At 64.0% G+C, this 16872-nt stretch carries 14 protein-coding genes; 10 read left to right on the top strand and 4 right to left on the bottom strand.

Annotation, left to right across the window (positions count from 1 at the left end; all coding sequences use genetic code 11):
* Window positions 1-6 precede the first annotated feature (6 nt).
* The 6 genes from ACE3PR_RS05095 to ACE3PR_RS05070 all read left to right on the top strand — a co-directional run bounded on the left by ACE3PR_RS05095 (window position 7) and on the right by ACE3PR_RS05070 (window position 6566).
* Window positions 7-1293 carry an amidohydrolase family protein gene (locus ACE3PR_RS05095; protein WP_374368882.1) on the top strand — a complete coding sequence of 429 codons (1287 nt, stop codon included), beginning with the start codon at window positions 7-9 and terminating at the stop codon, window positions 1291-1293.
* Window positions 1294-1513: 220 nt separating this feature from the next.
* Window positions 1514-2752 carry a Zn-dependent hydrolase gene (locus ACE3PR_RS05090; protein WP_374368881.1) on the top strand — a complete coding sequence of 413 codons (1239 nt, stop codon included), beginning with the start codon at window positions 1514-1516 and terminating at the stop codon, window positions 2750-2752.
* A 133-nt stretch (window positions 2753-2885) separates the two neighbouring features.
* Window positions 2886-3680 carry an ABC transporter ATP-binding protein gene (locus ACE3PR_RS05085; RefSeq protein ID WP_374368879.1) on the top strand — a complete coding sequence of 265 codons (795 nt, stop codon included), beginning with the start codon at window positions 2886-2888 and terminating at the stop codon, window positions 3678-3680.
* Window positions 3677-4576: an ABC transporter permease gene (locus ACE3PR_RS05080; RefSeq protein ID WP_374368877.1), complete on the top strand. Its 900-nt coding sequence runs from the start codon at window positions 3677-3679 to the stop codon at window positions 4574-4576. Before ACE3PR_RS05085 ends, ACE3PR_RS05080 begins: the two co-directional genes overlap by 4 nt.
* Window positions 4577-4755: 179 nt before the next feature.
* Entirely contained in the window at window positions 4756-5529 is a 774-nt protein-coding gene (locus ACE3PR_RS05075) for an ABC transporter permease (protein WP_374368875.1), read from the top strand.
* Between the two features lie 26 nt (window positions 5530-5555).
* Window positions 5556-6566 (top strand): ABC transporter substrate-binding protein, encoded by a 1011-nt coding sequence (locus ACE3PR_RS05070; RefSeq protein ID WP_374368873.1) that lies wholly within the window; start codon window positions 5556-5558, stop codon window positions 6564-6566.
* Window positions 6567-6666: 100 nt separating this feature from the next.
* On the opposite strand, the gene ACE3PR_RS05065 is transcribed toward ACE3PR_RS05070, so the two are convergent.
* From ACE3PR_RS05065 to purE, 3 genes are all read right to left on the bottom strand, one after another.
* Window positions 6667-7107 (bottom strand): ester cyclase, encoded by a 441-nt coding sequence (locus ACE3PR_RS05065; RefSeq protein WP_374368871.1) that lies wholly within the window; start codon window positions 7105-7107, stop codon window positions 6667-6669.
* A gap of 711 nt (window positions 7108-7818) precedes the next feature.
* The gene (locus tag ACE3PR_RS05060) at window positions 7819-8910 is read right to left on the bottom strand and encodes a 5-(carboxyamino)imidazole ribonucleotide synthase (RefSeq protein WP_374368869.1); all 1092 of its coding nucleotides are present in this window, start codon (window positions 8908-8910) and stop codon (window positions 7819-7821) included.
* Between the two features lie 6 nt (window positions 8911-8916).
* Window positions 8917-9453, bottom strand: a complete 537-nt coding sequence (purE, locus tag ACE3PR_RS05055) for a 5-(carboxyamino)imidazole ribonucleotide mutase (protein WP_374368867.1) — start codon at window positions 9451-9453, stop codon at window positions 8917-8919.
* A gap of 237 nt (window positions 9454-9690) precedes the next feature.
* Between purE and ACE3PR_RS05050 the strand changes: the two genes are divergently transcribed.
* The 4 genes from ACE3PR_RS05050 (at window position 9691) to ACE3PR_RS05035 (ending at window position 13877) form a co-directional block, all read left to right on the top strand.
* Window positions 9691-10509, top strand: coding sequence for a GGDEF domain-containing protein (locus ACE3PR_RS05050; protein WP_374368865.1), 819 nt, complete (start codon window positions 9691-9693; stop codon window positions 10507-10509).
* 107 nt (window positions 10510-10616) lie between these two features.
* Window positions 10617-11081, top strand: coding sequence for a (2Fe-2S)-binding protein (locus ACE3PR_RS05045; RefSeq protein ID WP_374368863.1), 465 nt, complete (start codon window positions 10617-10619; stop codon window positions 11079-11081).
* Window position 11082: 1 nt separating this feature from the next.
* Window positions 11083-13230: a molybdopterin cofactor-binding domain-containing protein gene (locus ACE3PR_RS05040; RefSeq protein ID WP_374368861.1), complete on the top strand. Its 2148-nt coding sequence runs from the start codon at window positions 11083-11085 to the stop codon at window positions 13228-13230.
* Between the two features lie 2 nt (window positions 13231-13232).
* A complete protein-coding gene (locus ACE3PR_RS05035) occupies window positions 13233-13877 on the top strand; it encodes a hypothetical protein (RefSeq protein WP_374368859.1) in 645 nt (214 codons plus the stop codon).
* Here the strand turns inward: ACE3PR_RS05035 and ACE3PR_RS05030 are convergent.
* Window positions 13872-16775: a winged helix-turn-helix domain-containing protein gene (locus ACE3PR_RS05030; protein WP_374368857.1), complete on the bottom strand. Its 2904-nt coding sequence runs from the start codon at window positions 16773-16775 to the stop codon at window positions 13872-13874. The genes ACE3PR_RS05035 and ACE3PR_RS05030 overlap by 6 nt on opposite strands.
* Window positions 16776-16872: the final 97 nt, after the last annotated feature.

Here is a 16872-nt window from a genome sequence, read left to right as displayed (position 1 = left end):
CAAAAGATGTTTGATCTCATCATCCGTCACGCGACCCTGCCCGACGGCCGGACCAATATCGATATCGGCATCCAAGGCGAGCGCATCCTCGCTGTGGAGCCCGGCCTTCCCGATGCCGGCGAGGCCACCATCAATGCCCTGGGCAATCTGGTCTCGCCCCCTTTCGTCGACGCGCATTTCCACATGGATTCCACCCTCAGCCTCGGCATGCCGCGCCTCAACCGATCTGGCACACTCCTCGAAGGCATCCAGCTCTGGGGTGAATTGAAGCCACATCTGACGCAGGAAGCGATCATGGAGCGGGCGCTTCGTTACTGCGATTGGGCCGTGGCGCGCGGTCTCTTGGCGATCCGCTCCCATGTCGATATCTGCGACCCGCGGCTGCTTGCCGTCGATGCCCTTCTTGAGGTGAAGAAGCGCGTCAAACCCTATCTCGATCTGCAATTGGTAGCTTTCCCGCAGGACGGCTATTTCCGCGGCGAGGGCGCGGTGAAGCTCCTGAAGACGGCGCTCGATCGCGGCATCGAGGTGGTGGGCGGCATCCCGCATTTCGAACGAACCATGGCCGATGGCGCCGCCTCGGTCCGCGCCTTGTGTGAACTCGCGGCTGATCGTGGCCTGCTGGTCGACATGCATTGCGACGAGACCGACGATCCCTTGTCACGCCATATCGAGACACTTGCTGCCGAGACGCACCGGCTGGGGCTGCAGGGCCGCGTCACCGGCTCGCATCTCACCTCGATGCATTCGATGGACAATTATTATGTCAGCAAGCTCATTCCGCTGATGGCGGAATCGGGTGTCGCCGCCATCGCCAACCCACTCATCAACATCACCATCCAGGGCCGCCACGATACCTACCCGAAGCGCCGCGGTATGACGCGGGTTCCCGAATTGATGGCGGCGGGCGTCCCCGTCGCCTTCGGCCATGATTGCGTGATGGATCCCTGGTATTCGATGGGCTCCGGCGACATGCTGGACGTGGCCAATATGGCGCTCCATGTCGGCCAGATGACCAGCCTCGAAGGCATCCGCGCCTGCTTCCAATCCGTGACCGAAACCCCGGCCAAAATCCTCCATCTCGACGGCTACGGGTTGAAGCCCGGCTGCTATGCCGATCTCGTCATCCTCGATGCCGGCGACCCGATCGAGGCCATCCGCTTGAAAGCCGCGCGCCTCAAGGTCTTGCGGCGGGGGAAGGTGGTGGCGGAAGGGCCGGGCGGGGCCATGCGGCTCGATCTCCCCGGCCGGATGCCGGAGGTCACGTTCCGGCACGGACCACAGCAAGCTTGACCGGTCAGTCAGGATTGGGCAGGATTTCCCGCAAGGCCGCAAAGGCCATCTAAAGAACGAATCCGCAAGGACGACAGGGCTGCTTTCGGCTGCGTTTCCCCCGTGTGCCATGGTACATCACGCCATGGCAGAACCGGGCGGTTGCTCGCATGTGTGGCTCCCTGTCCGGTTTGTTTCACAAGGCCGCTGCCGATGACGGCGCGGGACCCGGAGGGAGACGATGGCGACCAATCTCAAGATCAACGCGGATCGGCTGTGGGACAGCCTCATGGAAATGGCCCGGATCGGCGCCACGGAAAAGGGCGGCGTCTGCCGCCTGGCCTTGACCGATCTCGACCGCCAGGCACGCGATCTCTTCGTCAAATGGTGCCGCGAGGCCGGCTGCTCGATCCGCATCGACAAGATGGGCAATGTCTTTGCGCGCCGCCCCGGCAAGGATGACAGCCTCGCCCCGGTCATGACCGGCAGCCATATCGACAGCCAGCCGACCGGCGGCAAGTTCGACGGCGCCTATGGCGTGCTCTGCGGCCTCGAAGTCATCCGTACCTTGAACGATCTCAAATACGAAACCCTGCGCCCGATCGAGGCTGCGATCTGGACCAATGAGGAAGGCTCGCGCTTTGCTCCCGCCATGGTGGCCAGCGGCGTTTTCGCCGGCGTCTTCGATCTCGATTATGGTCTCTCCCGCGCCGATCAGGACGGCAAGACCATGGGCGAGGAGTTGAAGCGCATCGGCTATTACGGTGATGATGAGGTCGGCGGCCGTCCGGTCCATGCCTTCTTCGAGGCCCATATCGAACAGGGCCCGATCCTGGAAGCCGAGAAGAAGACCATCGGCATCGTGCAAGGTGCCCAGGGCCAGCGCTGGTTCGAGGTGACCCTGACCGGCCAGGAAGCCCATGCTGGCCCCACACCGATGAAGGTCAGGAAGGATGCGCTCGTGGGTGCCGCCCATGTCATCAGCGCCATCAATAAGATCGGCCATGACAACCAGCCCTTCGCCTGCGCCACCGTGGGCATGATCAATTCCAGCCCGAATTCCCGGAACGTCATCCCGGGCAAGGTCTTCTTCACCATCGATCTCCGCCATCCGGACGACAAGATCCTCTCCAAGATGGCGGCCGAGGCCAAGGCTGCCTGCGACGAGGCGGTGGCGAAGAACCGGCTGGAGATGGATTTCAAGGAGATCTGGTATTCGCCGCCGGTAAAGTTCGACGCCTCCTGTGTGGCCGCCGTCAAGAAGGGCACCGAGGAACTGGGTTTCAGCAATCTCGAGATCATCTCCGGCGCCGGCCATGATTCCTGCTACATGAACCGTGTCGCTCCCACCGCGATGGTGTTCATTCCCTGCGAGGGCGGCATCAGCCATAACGAAATCGAGAACGCGACGAAGGATGATTGCGGCGCCGGCTGCGACGTGCTGCTCCGCGCCATGGTCGAACGCGCCAATGCGGCATGAATTGGTTTCCGGTCTTGCCGAAGCACCCCTCACCCCAACCCCTCTCCCCGGAAGGGCGAGGGGCTTTGAAGCAAGCTCGCTCGAAACTCCCTCGCCCCGCTTGCGGGGAGAGGGTCGGGGTGAGGGGGAGAGCTTGAGCGCCGCCGATACCGTCATCGACATCCGCAATCTCGGCCTCATCTTCGAGACGCCGGATGCGCCGGTCGAGGCGCTCAAGGACATCAATCTCGAGATTCGCCGCGGCGAATTCGTGACCTTCATCGGCCCGTCTGGCTGCGGCAAGACTACGCTCATGCGGATCGTGGCCGATCTCGAACAGCCAACCTCCGGCTCGGTTACCGTGAACGGCGTCTCTCCGCGCGAGGCACGCCTCGCCCGCGCCTATGGCTACATCTTCCAGGCGGCGGCCCTCTATCCCTGGCGCAACATCCAGAAGAATGTCGAACTGCCGCATGAGATCATGGGGGTCCCGAAAGCCGAACGCGCCGAGAAGGCTTTGCGCTATCTCGATCTCGTGGGTTTGAAAGGCTTCGAGAAGAAATTTCCCTTCCAGCTTTCGGGCGGCATGCAGCAGCGCGCGTCGATCGCGCGGGCGCTGAGCTTCGATCCGGATCTCCTCCTGATGGACGAGCCCTTTGGCGCCCTCGATGAAATCACCCGCGACCGCATGAACGAGGAATTGCTGTCGATCTGGGCGAAGACCCGGAAGACCGTGATCTTCGTGACGCATTCCATCGACGAGGCCGTCCTGCTCTCGACCAAGATCGTCATCATGAGTGCCCGGCCCGGCCGCATCATCGACGTGATCGACAGCGACCTGCCACCCGAGCGTAATCTGGAAACGCGGGAATCGCCGGCAGCCCAGGCCTTGGCGCATCGCATCCGCCTCGGCCTCAAGGCCGGCCATTCCTATGACGAGGTCCGATGAAAGCGGGTCTTGCCGGCGCGATCGCGGATCGGCTGCTGCCGGTGGCGGTGGTGGTTGCGCTCATCATCCTCGCCTGGTACGCGCTCGCCGTGGCGCTCAACTGGCCGCAGGTCTCCGAGCGCCTGCATAAGGATGGCGGCAATCCGACCATATCCCAGATCATCGCCGGCACCTGGTCGATGGAACGTCCGGTCCTGCCCGCCCCCAATCAGATCGTGGCCGAATTTGTGAAGACGACGTTCGAGGTCAAGGTCACCGCCAAGAAATCCCTGGTCTATCATGCCGGAATCACCGCCTCGGCGACGTTGCTGGGCTTTGCACTCGGCACCCTGCTCGGCATCGGGCTCGCGATCGGCATCGTGCATCTCCGGACTCTCGACCGCAGCCTGATGCCCTGGATCATCGCCTCGCAGACCGTGCCGATCCTCGCCATCGCCCCCATGATCATCGTCGTCCTCGGCAATATCGGTTTGACCGGCCTTGTGCCGAAATCGATCATCTCGATGTATCTCTGTTTCTTCCCCGTCACCATCGGCATGGTGAAGGGATTGCGCTCGCCGGACCCGATGCAGCTCGACCTCATGCGCTCCTATAACGCCAGCGCCGCGCAGATCCTCTGGAAGCTGCGCCTGCCGGCCTCGGTGCCGTTCCTCTTTGCGAGCTTGAAGGTCGCGGTGGCGATCAGCTTGACCGGCGCCATCGTCGGCGAATTGCCGACCGGCGCCTCCGCGGGCCTAGGCGCGCGGCTGCTCTCTGGCAGCTATTACGGCCAGACCGTCCAGATCTGGTCGGCCCTCTTCATGGCCGCCTTCCTCGGCATGGCCCTGGTCTATTCCATCGGTGGCATCGAGCGCCTGACCCTGGGTGCGCGCGGGCAAGCGGTGGGTGCGCGATGAAGCAGGAGAGCCCAGTCCGGTGGAGAATCGTTGTTGCAGCGCTTGTGTTGATGATATTCGCTCAAACCCTTGCGGTTGGTTTTGATACCAGTGGCCCGACAGGGACTCCTCCTTCAGCGCTTGTCGTTACATTATCCATTGTCGCGCTGACGGTTTGTACTTGGTGGCTGATGGTGCGCATGGTACGCGGCGTCGAAGCTGCGGCCGTGCCGATTGTATTCGGCGCTGGATTGCTCCTGGGTTGGGAAATCATCTGTCGCGGCTACGGCATCCCGAAAGTGCTGCTCCCCGCGCCCTCCCAGATCTGGGATGCCTTCTTCCGCGAACTCCCCACACTCCTCGGCGATTTCCGGCAAACTTTCCTGAAAGCGGTCATCGCCGGTTTCGTCATCGGCAATGCGCTGGGTTTTGCGACCGCCCTCATCGTCGACCGCATCCCTTTCCTGCAAAAGGGCCTCCTGCCCTTGGGCAACATGGTCAGCGCCGTGCCGATCATCGGCATCGCGCCCATCATGGTGATGTGGTTCGGCTTCGGTTGGGAATCGAAGACGGCGGTCATTGTCTTCATGATCTTTTTCCCGATGCTGGTGAATGCCCTCGCTGGTCTTGCCGCCGCCGATGCCATGCAGCGCGACCTCATGCGTTCCTATGCCGCCGGCTATTGGGCGACGCTCTTCAAGCTGCGTCTCCCCGCCGCCTTGCCCTTCATCTTCAACGCTCTCAAGATCAATTCGACACTCGCCTTGATCGGTGCCATCGTCGCAGAATTCTTCGGCTCGCCGATCTCCGGCATGGGGTTCCGCATCTCCGTCGAGGTGGCGCGCATGAATGTCGATGTGGTCTGGGCGACGATCGCAATCGCCGCCATCGCCGGTTCTCTTTCCTATGGGCTCATCGCGCTTCTCGAACGGCGCCTGACCTCATGGCATGCGTCGTTCCGAATCCGCACTTGAAACAACATAATAAAATGGAGGCTAAAATGGTGCTCAAGACATTGTTCGGTTCCGCCATCCTGGCGGGGCTCATCGCCGGTGGCGCAGCGACCGCCTCGGCCGAGGACGCGCTGACGCTGCAATTGAAATGGGTGACGCAGGCGCAATTCGCCGGTTATTACGTCGCCAAGGACAAGGGCTTCTACGAGGAAGCCGGCCTCGACGTCACCATCAAGGCGGGCGGTCCCGACATCAATCCCAGCCAGGTGATCGCCGGCGGCGGCGCCGATGTGGTCGTGGACTGGATGCCCTCGGCACTTGCGACGCGCGAGAAGGGCGTGCCGCTCGTCAACATCGCCCAGGTGTTCCAGAAATCCGGCATGATGCTGACCTGCCGCAAGGATTCCGGTGTGGCGACACCGGCCGATTTCCCCGGCCAGACCCTGGGTGTCTGGTTCGGCGGCAACGAATATCCCTTCCTCAACTGGATGAACAAGCTCGGCTACAAGACCGACGGCACCGAGGGTGGCGTCAATGTCTTGAAGCAGGGCTTCAACGTCGATCCTCTGCTGCAGAAGCAGGCCGCCTGCATCTCGACCATGACCTATAACGAATATTGGCAGGTGATCGAGGCTGGCGTCTCGCCGGACGAACTCATCACCTTCAAATACGAGGACGAAGGTGTGGCGACCCTGGAAGACGGTCTCTACACCCTCGACAAGAGCCTCGCCGATCCCGCCATGGTCGAAAAGCTGGCGAAGTTCGTGAAGGCCTCGATGAAGGGCTGGGAATATGCCGTCGCCAATCCGGACGAGGCGGTGAAGATCGTGCTCGAGAATGACGAGACCGGCGCCCAGACCGAAGGCCATCAGAAGACCATGATGGAAGAAATCGCCAAGCTCGTCGGCGCCAACCCGAAGGGCACCGGCTGGCTCGACGATGCCGCCGCCGAACGCACGGTCGAAACCCTGATGTCGGGCGGTTCCGACCCGGTCATCACCAAGAAGCCGGAAGGCGCCTGGAGCCATGTTGTGATGGAAAAAGCCGCCGGCATGTAAGCGTCGGTCTCTCTATTCGACCTGAACCCCCGCCGGGCAACTGGCGGGGGTTTTTGTTTGGCCCAGCCCCACTCAACCCGGAAACACCGTCATCCCCGGGTCAAGCCCGGGGATGACGCAGGAGGGGTGGCGGCGGACTGGTCCAGCTTTCCTGTGCCACGGCATCCATCCAGGCTGAGCCGAGGGGTTGCAGCATGACCCAGGTCTCGGCGAGCTTTCCTGCCTCGACGCGGTAAGATTGCATGCCCGCGCGGCTGCGTGGTTCACCGGTCTTTGTATCGGTCCATTTGAAGGTAAAGCGATACCAGGCGCGATCGCTGTGGAATGCGTGATCGTAGACAACGACACGTATATCCGGCCGCTCGGTTCGCAATGCGGCGATCTCGGCGGCATAAGCCTCCCGTGTTACCGATCGATCGCCTTTTTCGTCATGCCGGATATAGGTCGACCCGACGCATAAAGGGAGAAGCTCGTATTGGCCGTGATGCCAAACCCGCTCCCAGCGATTGAACAGATCGCGCATCGTGGTCTCGTCGCACATTCAAAGACTCCTTGCCGCATATGGCTCGCCTTCGTCGGTCTGAAAGGCGGAGCTGGATAGTATATGTTCCTATTTTGTTCTTGACAAGGGCCGTGGGAATATCGTACTATGGAAATTGCGCGCCGATCTGCAGATCGAAATTACCTGAACACCCAAAGCACTGACTGATTTGACGGACTGAACGTGCCGCCGCGGATTGTTCGTGGGCTTGGCCGTTCATCTGGAATCGCTTGGTTGCCGCGCGGCGCAGGCCAAACTGGGAGCTCGCTCCAATCGGACCGGGTTCTTAAGTGGCGCAGGGCCGCAACCCCCCGGCGGTTGGGGCGTGACGTCTTGTTGTGGGCGTCACGCGATACCGCTTCCGTCCGGGGCCAGTCCGGACCGCCGGATCGAGTGAGATCGATCCCCGCTCGGGCCGGGCGGTAAAACGGCTCCCCTTGCCCCGTGGGATAGCCGGCGGCCCCTTGCGCCGTGGGATAACCGGTAGCCCCTTGTGCCGTGGGAGAACCGGCATCCGCTGACCCCGGCGGTGATCGGGGTTCCTTAGGTCCCTAAAGGTGAATGGGACTCCGCGATCCCATCGGTCAAGGGATCCCTCCGGCCGCGAGGTACGCGGCCACCCTGTCCGAGCGATTCCACATGAGCGGCCGCATTAAGCGGCGGGAGAAAGATAGACGACGCATCCACCCCACTCGTACACGACGGTGAACGTCACGCACTCTTCGGCTTGATGCGGTTCCAATGTCCCATCTTGCGGCCGGGGCGGGCTTCCGCCTTGCCGTAGAGATGCAGTTTCACATCCGGGTCCGCCAGAAGCTGCGGCCAGGTCTCGACCTCATCGCCGATGAGGTTGGTCATCACCGTATCGGAATGCCGTGCCGGATTGCCGAGCTCCAATCCGCAGATGGCGCGGATATGCTGCTCGAACTGGCTGGTGATCGCCCCGTCCATCGACCAATGGCCGGAATTATGCGGGCGCGGGGCAAGCTCGTTGACCAGCACGCCGCCCGCTTTGGTGACGAACATCTCGACCGCCAGCAGGCCCACGAGATCGATCTCGGTGGCGATATTTCGGGCGATCGCTTCCGCGGCATGGGCCACCTTGTTGGTGATTCCGGCCGGGACCGTGCTGGTATCGAGGATGTGGTGCTTGTGGCTGTTGCGTGCCGGTTCAAAGAGGGCGACGTCGCCATTGGTGTTGCGCGCGACGATGACCGAGATCTCGCAATCGAAATCGACGAAGCCTTCCAGGATGGCGATGCTGCCGCCCATCTTCTTCCAGGCATCGGCGAGGTCCATCCCGGCTTCGATCCTGACCTGGCCCTTGCCGTCATAACCGAAGCTGGCCGATTTCAGGATCGAGGGCGTGCCGATGTCGGCAACCGCCGCAGGGAGGTCGGCGGCGGTGGTCACTTCGCGAAACGCCGTCACGGGCACGCCGATCTTTTCCAGGAACCGCTTCTCGCGGAGGCGCTCCTGGGTGATGTGAAGGACGCGTGGGCTAGGCCGGGTCGGCTTCTGCTTTGCCAAAATCTCGGCGGCGGCGGCCGGAATGTTCTCGAACTCGAAGGTCACCACATCCACTGATTTCGCGAAGGCCTCGAGGGCCGCGAGATCGTCATAGGCCGCGACTGTGTTCTTCCACGCGACCTGTGCCGCCGGCCCGTCCGCCTCGGGCGAAAAGATATGCACCTTGTAGCCGAGGCGGGCGGCGGCCAGCGCGGACATGCGGCCCAATTGGCCGCCGCCCAGAATGCCGATGACGGAACCGGGGGCCAGCATATCGACCTTGTCTGATTTCATGATGGCTCAGCCTTCCCGGCTCGGCGCATGTGCCACCGCATCGGTCTGGCGCTGGCGATAGGCGGCAAGGCGCTTGGCGAGTTTCGCGTCGGTGAGGGCCAACACCGCAGCCGCCAGCAAGGCGGCATTGATCGCGCCTGCCTTGCCGATGGCCAGGGTCCCCACTGGAATCCCCGCCGGCATCTGCACGATCGAGAGCAGGCTGTCCTGGCCCTTCAAGGCCTGGCTTTCCACCGGCACGCCGAAGACCGGCAATTCGGTGAGGCTCGCGGTCATGCCGGGGAGATGCGCTGCCCCACCGGCCCCGGCCACGATCACCTTGAGGCCGCGCCCCTTGGCACCTTGCGCATATTCATAAAGGCGCTTGGGCGTGCGATGGGCTGAGACGATCCGGACCTCGTGCGGGATATCCAGCGATTCGAGCACCTCGGCGCCAAAGCGCATCGTCGCCCAATCGGACTGGCTTCCCATGATGATGCCAATGAGGGGTGCCGCCGTTTTGGCATTCTTCCGGCCGATGGTCCGTTTCTCTTTTGTTGCCATGGCCTTATGCCTTTCCCAGCGCCCAAGAAGGCGGCGATTATAGGTGTTGCCCCTTGCTTGGCAAGCGCTGCCGGAGACCGTCTTAACGCCACCTTAACCGGCTTAGCGTCATGATTCGGCGCTATTTTTTGAGTACGCATCTGGTCCCTACGGCGTGTTGCCCGGATGGCCAGAAAGAGGTTGCGGGCGTTGCCGTGGATGGCCAACATCGCGGCGACGGGCAGGAGACGCGCTGGCATGAAGATTCGCGATCGGGCAGGTGGCGTGACCGGGGCGACTCCCTTGGGGGGCGCCCGGCAGGTTGCCAAGGTCGCCAAGGTGGGGAAGGCTGCTGCTGCCTCGGGTGTCGCCGCGACCGGCGATGTCGGTCAGACGGCGGCGGTCGATCAGGCGACCTTCCTCGGCCTGACCGAAACCGAGCTCTCGCCCAATGTCCGCGCCGCGTTGACGGCGCTGCTCGACGAAGTCCGCTCCCTGCGCGACGAGCTCGACCGCACCCGGAAGCGCATCCAGCATCTCGAGCGCGTCGCCGATGAAGACGCCATGCTGCCGATCGCCAACCGCCGCGCCTTTGTCCGCGAGCTGACGCGCATCATCTCCTTCTCCGAACGCTACGGCTCGCCGGGTTCGGTGCTCTATTTCGATTTGAACGGCATGAAGCAGATCAACGATCGCTTCGGCCATGCCGCCGGCGATGCCGCGCTCCGGCATTTCGCCCAGTTGCTGGTCAACAATGTGCGCGATTCCGATGTGGTCGGGCGTTTGGGCGGCGACGAATTCGGCGTCATCCTGGCCCAGGCCGATGTGGCACAGGCGCAGGAGAAGGCGGCCCAGCTCATCGGCGTCATCGCGCGCTCACCCTTCTTCTGGGACGGCACCGAGATCACGCTGTCCTGCGCCGTCGGCATGCACGAATTCCACGGCCAGCAATCGGCCGACGAAGCCCTCTCCCAGGCCGATGCCTCGATGTACCAGGCCAAGCGCCAGCATTACGCGGAGAAGGACGAGCCCGAAGAAGGCTCCACCGAGGATGCCGGCGCCGAAGACAAGGCGTAACGCCGGAAGGTTTCTGTCCGCCCCGCAATTTCACAAAACTTAAGTCGCTGGTCCGGCTTTGGGCTGATTAACCTGTGACCTCGTCAACCCAGTTCGAGGAAGCCAGGATGTCGATCGCATTGAAGGTCAACGGCAAAGACCATTCCGTCGACGTGGATGAGGACATACCGCTCCTTTGGGTGCTGCGGGATGTGATCGGCCTGACCGGCACCAAATTCGGTTGCGGCATCGCCATGTGCGGCGCCTGCACGGTGCATCTCGATGGCCAGGCGGTGCGATCCTGCGTCACCACGGTGGCCGATGCCGCGGCCTACGAGATCACCACGATCGAGGCCATCGGCGAGACCGAAGAGGGTGCCCGTATCCAGCAGGCCTGGCTCGCGGAAGAAGTCGTGCAATGCGGCTATTGCCAATCGGGCCAGGTCATGTCGGCGACGGCTCTGCTCGTCCTCAATCCGGAACCGACCGATTCGGATATCGATGCCGTGATGGCTGGCAATATCTGCCGCTGCGGCACCTATCCCCGCATCCGCGCCGCGATCAAGCGCGCCGCCGGCCAGGGAGGGCAGTGAGATGGGCCTTCTCGACCGCATCGATCGCGATGGATTGTCGCGCCGCCATTTCCTGATCTCGGCCAGCCTTGCCGGGGGCATGTTCGTGATCGGCCCGCATCTGGTATCGCCGGCCGAAGCCGCCGAAACCTTCTCGCCCAATGCCTTCATCCGCATCCCGCCCCAAGGCCCGATCGAGCTTGTCATCGCCTCGGCTGAAATGGGCCAGGGCGTCTATATGGGAATTGCAACACTGATCGCCGAGGAGCTGGAAGTCTCGCTGGATCAGGTGGTGGCGGTGCCCGCCCCGGCGGACCCGTCGCGCTATGCCCATCCGTTTCTGGGCGATCAGATCACCGGTGGGTCCGTGACCATTCGCGGCTTCTGGGAGCCGATGCGCAAGGCCGGCGCCGCCGCGCGCATCATGCTGATCGCGGCGGCCGCCAAGGAATGGAATGTCCCGGCATCGGAATGCCGCGCCGAGAAGGGCGAGGTGATCCATGCGGGCGGCAAGCGCCTCACCTATGGCGCGCTCGCCGCCAAGGCGGCGGCGGAAACGGTTCCGCAAGAGATTCCGTTGAAGCCGGCCGCCGAATTCCGCCTCATCGGCAAGACGGGGCCGCGCCTAGATGCCTCGGGCAAGGTCAACGGTACAGCGCTCTTCGGTATCGACGCGCGTCCCTCAGGTGTCAAATTCGCCGCCATCGCCCTCTCGCCGACTTTCGGCGGCACGCTGGCCGAGGTGGACGACAAGGATGCCCTTGCCGTCAAGGGTGTCCGGCAGGTCGTGCGCCTCAGCGACGCCGTTGCCGTCATCGCCGATCACACCGGTGCTGCGCGCAAGGGGCTTGCCGCACTCAAGATCACCTGGAATCCCGGCGCCAATGGCGATCTCACCAGCGCGGAACTGGAGCGCCGCATCGACGCGGCGATGGAAGGCGAAACACTGCTCGCCCACAATACCGGCGATGTCGATGCGGTCGAAGGCGCGAAAAGCATCGACGCCACCTATCGCCTGCCGATCCTCGCCCACAGCGCGATGGAGCCGATGAATTGCACAATCCATGTGCGCGCCGATGGGTGCGATGTCTGGGTGGGAACCCAGGTGGCGGGCCGCGCGCGCCAGGCGGTGGCGGATCTGACCGGGCTGCCCGTCGAGAAGGTGCAGGTTCACAATCATCTGCTGGGTGGCGGCTTCGGGCGGCGCCTCGATCATGACGGCGTGGTCATGGCGACCCGTGTCGCTCAGCAGGTCGAGGGGCCTGTGCAGGTGGTGTGGAGCCGCGAGGAAGACATCCGCCACGATTCCTTCCGCTATCTCAACCGCAGCCGGGTCAGCATCAAGCTGGGTGCCGACGGCATGCCGGTCGCGTGGAATCACCGTGTCGCCGGCCCCGCCGTGATGGCGCGATTCCTGCAGCTTCTCTTCAAGGACGGCATCGATCTCGACATCACCAACGGTGCCCAGAGCCCCTATGACATCCCGAACAAGCGTGTCGAATATGCCCGCCACGAGGCACCGGACGGCATGCTCACCGGCAATTGGCGCGGCGTCGGTCCGACCCGCAACGCGCCCGCCGTCGAGGGCGGGATCGACGAAGCGGCCCATCTCGCCGGGCGCGATCCGGTCGAGTACCGTCGCCAGCTTCTCGCCGGCAACCCGCGGCTCAGGGGCGTGCTCGATCTTGCCGCCGAGAAGGCCGATTGGAAAACACCTTTGGGATCAGGCCGGGGCCGCGGCATTGCGGTGCTCACCGATTTCGGCAGTTACGCGGCACTGGTGGCCGAAATTCACGCCGATCCCGCAGGCAGCTTCCGCGTCGAGCGTTTCGTCTGCGCGATCGATTGCGGCCATGTCATCAATCCCGGCATCCTGCGCCAGCAGATCGAAAGCGGCATCATCTACGGCTTGAGCGCCGCCCTTCATGGCCGCCTCACCATCGCCAACGGTGCGGTGGTCGAAGGGAATTTCGACGACCAGCCGGTCGTGCGCATTCACGAGAGCCCGCCCATCGAGGTTCACATCGTACCCAGTACGGAGGATCCCGGCGGCATCGGCGAGGTGGGGACGCCCGGCGTTGCCCCGGCGCTGATGAACGCGATCTTCGCCGCGACCGGCAAGAGGTTGCGGGAATTGCCGCTCGATCTCACCCAATTGAAGGGGGCCTGATCATGCGGGGATATTTTCGCGGAAGCGTCCAGATCGCCGGCATTGCGCTCACAATTGGCGTCGTCACGATCGGTATCGGCCTCAGCCGGGGGACGGCGGAGACGGCGACGCGGGACCTCAAACCCGTCGCCGCCTTCCAGTCGATCGCCGATGAAACCGAACGCTCGCGCGCCTTGTTCACGGAAGCCGCCAAGGTCATCACCGATCCCCGCTGCAGCAATTGCCATCCGGCGACGCGCCTGCCGACGCAAGGTGACGACATGCACCCGCATGTGCCCTTCCTGGACGCGACCGAGAGCGGGATCGGTGCACCGGGCCTTGCCTGCAGCACCTGCCACCGGGCGGAGAACACGACGATCGTGGGGAGCAGGCTCGGCTCCATCCCCGGCAATGCGCATTGGATGCTGGCCCCGGCCAGCATGGCCTGGCAGGGCCTCGATTTGAAGGGCATCTGCGCGCAATTGAAGGACCTGGAGCGCAACGGCAACCGCGATCTCGCCGCGATCCACAAGCATATGATGGAAGATCATCTGGTCGCCTGGGCCTGGGATCCGGGGGCCGGCCGACGTCCGGCGCCGGGCTCACAGGAAGTCTTCGGCGAGCTTGTCGCCGCCTGGATCGAGACGGGGGCGGCCTGCCCGCTATGAGGTGAATTGAAGGGCGGCGCGCGCCGCGAGGATGTCCCGTGTCTGCTCGTCGTCCGGATAGCGGTCCAGGGCCGGTACCAGGATGCGCCGGGCCTCCGCCTGCCTGCCTTGCCGGTTGAGCAATTCGGCGAGGCTGGTCGCCGCGCGCAATTCCCAGCCGAAGGCCTGCTGCGCGCGGGCGAGGTCCAGCGCGGCGACAAAGCTCTCCCGGGCCTCGCTCTCGGCGCCGGCTTGCACCGCGATCTCGCCCTTGATGCGGTGATATTCCGCGAGGAACCACCTTTCGCCGCTGACGCAATTCGCGATCTCGCGCTCGATGACGGCCATCGCCTCGCCCTCACGGCCGGCCGCCATCAGCGCACGGGCGTATTGCGCGTAGATCGGGCCGGCGCCGATATGGCCCAGCCCGTCGAGGGTCTCCTCCAGCCGCGCGATGCCGGTTGCGACCCGGCCGCGGCGCATGGCGATCATGCCTTCGAAACAGCGCCCGACCATGTTCCAGATCTTGGCATGCGGTCCTTCCGAATGCAGCATCAGCATCGCCGTATAACGCTCGGCAAGGTCGTATTCGCCACCGAGATAGCTGAGCGGGCAGGCGCAATCGGAGAGGGCATAACAAAGCGAAATGACATGACCGCGATCGATCGCCTGCCGGACGATGTCCTCGGTATGGGCGAGGGCGAGGGTCTGCCGCCCCTGGATCCAGTGCATGAACGCGATGTTGCAGCGCGTGAGCATCACCTGATCGAATTGCATGGCGACGATGCTGGGCGGCGTACCCGATGACAGCATGTCGAGGGCGCAATCGAGATTCCGTTTGCCTGCCTCGAACTCACCCATGATGAAGCGGGAGACGCCGAGCAGGCGCTCGCCTGTGCCGCGATAGGCGTCGAGCCCTGTGTCCCGGGTGTTCCGGGAGATTTCGTGAAATTGCTGCGCCATCTTGAACGCCTCGAGATAGAGGCCGCGATTGCGCAGATCCGCCCACAGGCCCCAGAGGGCACGGAGTTGATATTCCGCGTCGTCCAGCGCACGGGCGATATCGAGTGTTTGACTCCAGGCCGCGCGGACCCGCGCGCCGGCGCCGTCGACGCTGAGATGGGCACCACCGATCGCCGCGTTGAGTTTCATCTGGAGATGCCGGAATTCCGGCGCGTCGGGCAGCCATTGCAGCGCCAGTTCCGCCTGGGCGCGGCAATATTCAGTGAGACTCAAATGCAGCCACAGGGGCACGGCGGCCGCGACCAGTTCCGCGAACAGCCGGCTGTCCCCGGCCGATTCCGCCCAGCTCGCCGCGGCCTGCACTTCTTCCGCCATGCTGCGCATCATCTCCCGGTCGAGATCGGGCGGGATTTCGTTGGGCCACATTTCCTCCAGCAGGTCCCGGAAATAATGGGCATGGCGTCTGGCGGTCTCGTCCTGCTCGCCGCGCTCGCGCAGAGCCTCCAGCGCGAAGGCAGCACTGGAATCCAGCAGCCGGAAGCGCGGCTCGTCGGCATTTTCGGAGCGCACCAGCAGCGACTTGGCGGCGAGATTTTGCAGCATGCTGGAAACCAGCGCAGCGGAGACGATGTCGCCGGCGGTGACGGAAGCGGCTGCGTCGGCATTCATCGCCTGCCGGAACACGCCGAGGCGCCGGAACAGGGCCTGTTCGGCGCTGCTGAGCAGGTCATGGCTCCAGGCGATCGTGGCGCGCAGGGTCTGGTGCCGCGGCAGGGCATCGCGATAGCCGTCGACAAGGACATGGAACCGGTCGCCGAGCTGATTGAGAAGTTCCTGCGGCCCGAGATCGTCGATGCGCGCGGCGGCGAGCTCGATCGCCAGCGGCAGGCCATCGAGCTTGCGGCAGATCTCGGTGACGGCCGGGGCGGTGCCTTCGGTCAGCGCGAAATCGGCACCCGCCGCCTGGCTTCTATAGGCGAAGAGTTCGATCGCAGGATAAGAGGCCGCATGCTTCGCGGTGAGCATCTCGCCGGGATGGGGCAAGGCGAGGCCCGGCACCGCGCAGACCCATTCCTCGTGAATCCACAATTTCTCGCGGCTGGTGGCGAGGATGCGGAGATGGGGTGTCGCGGCCAGCAATTTCGCCGCCAGCCTCGCCACGGAATCGAGAATGTGCTCGCAGGTATCGAGGACGATGAGCTGATGCCTGCTGCCGATATGCTGGGCAATCGTCTGCACCGGATCGCCGGCATATGTGTCGACGCCCAAAGCCGTCGCCAGGCTCACGGCGACGCGATGGCCATGCAGGATCGGCGACAAATCGAGGAAGATGCAGCCATCCGCGAATTGCGGCGCGATGCGATGCGCTGCGGTGACAGCGATCGAAGTCTTGCCGATGCCACCGGGACCGACCAGCGTCACCAGCCGATGCTGGGAGATCCGCGACATCACGCCGGCAACGAGTTCCTCGCGGCCGAACAGCCGGCTGGGCGGTTGCGGCAGCGACGCATTGGGCCCGCTGATATGGGGCTGCCGGCCGGACGGACTGGCCGACGCCACCAGCATATAGCCGCGACCGCTGGAGGAGAGGATGTAGCGCCGCCCGGCCGCGCGTTCGCCCAGCGCCTTCCTGAGCGCCGTGATATGGACCCGGAGCGTATTCTCCGTCACATGGGTGCTGGGCCAGACGCGTTGCATCAACTCGGCATGGCTCACCACGGTACCGCGCCGCTCGGCCAGGGCGATCAGAATATCGAGGGCGCGGCTGCCGAGATGCAGCGGCTTGCCGTCCAGCAACAAGGCCTTCTCGCCGATCAGCAGGCGATAGGGGCCGAAGGCAATCGCGTCGGGAGGGGGTGGCGCGGGTGCTTGCAGCGCAAGCGCGGCTCTGTCGCTCGACCGTTGGGCCGAGCCCGCCTCGCGCGCATCAGGCTGACTCGCCTCTTTCCCGCTCATCCCGCTCCCGCTTGCTGCCTCACTTGACTTTAATCAAGCGGGCGGATGACGCAAGCTTGCTGGTCTGGCTGCCGCGACACTTGAGAGCGCCTTGGCC

This window comes from Dongia sp., from assembly GCF_041909655.1.
Taxonomy (GTDB): Bacteria; Pseudomonadota; Alphaproteobacteria; order Dongiales; family Dongiaceae; genus Dongia.
Note: the sequence above shows the minus strand (reverse complement) of the source record. Positions and strands in the feature narration are given on the sequence as shown.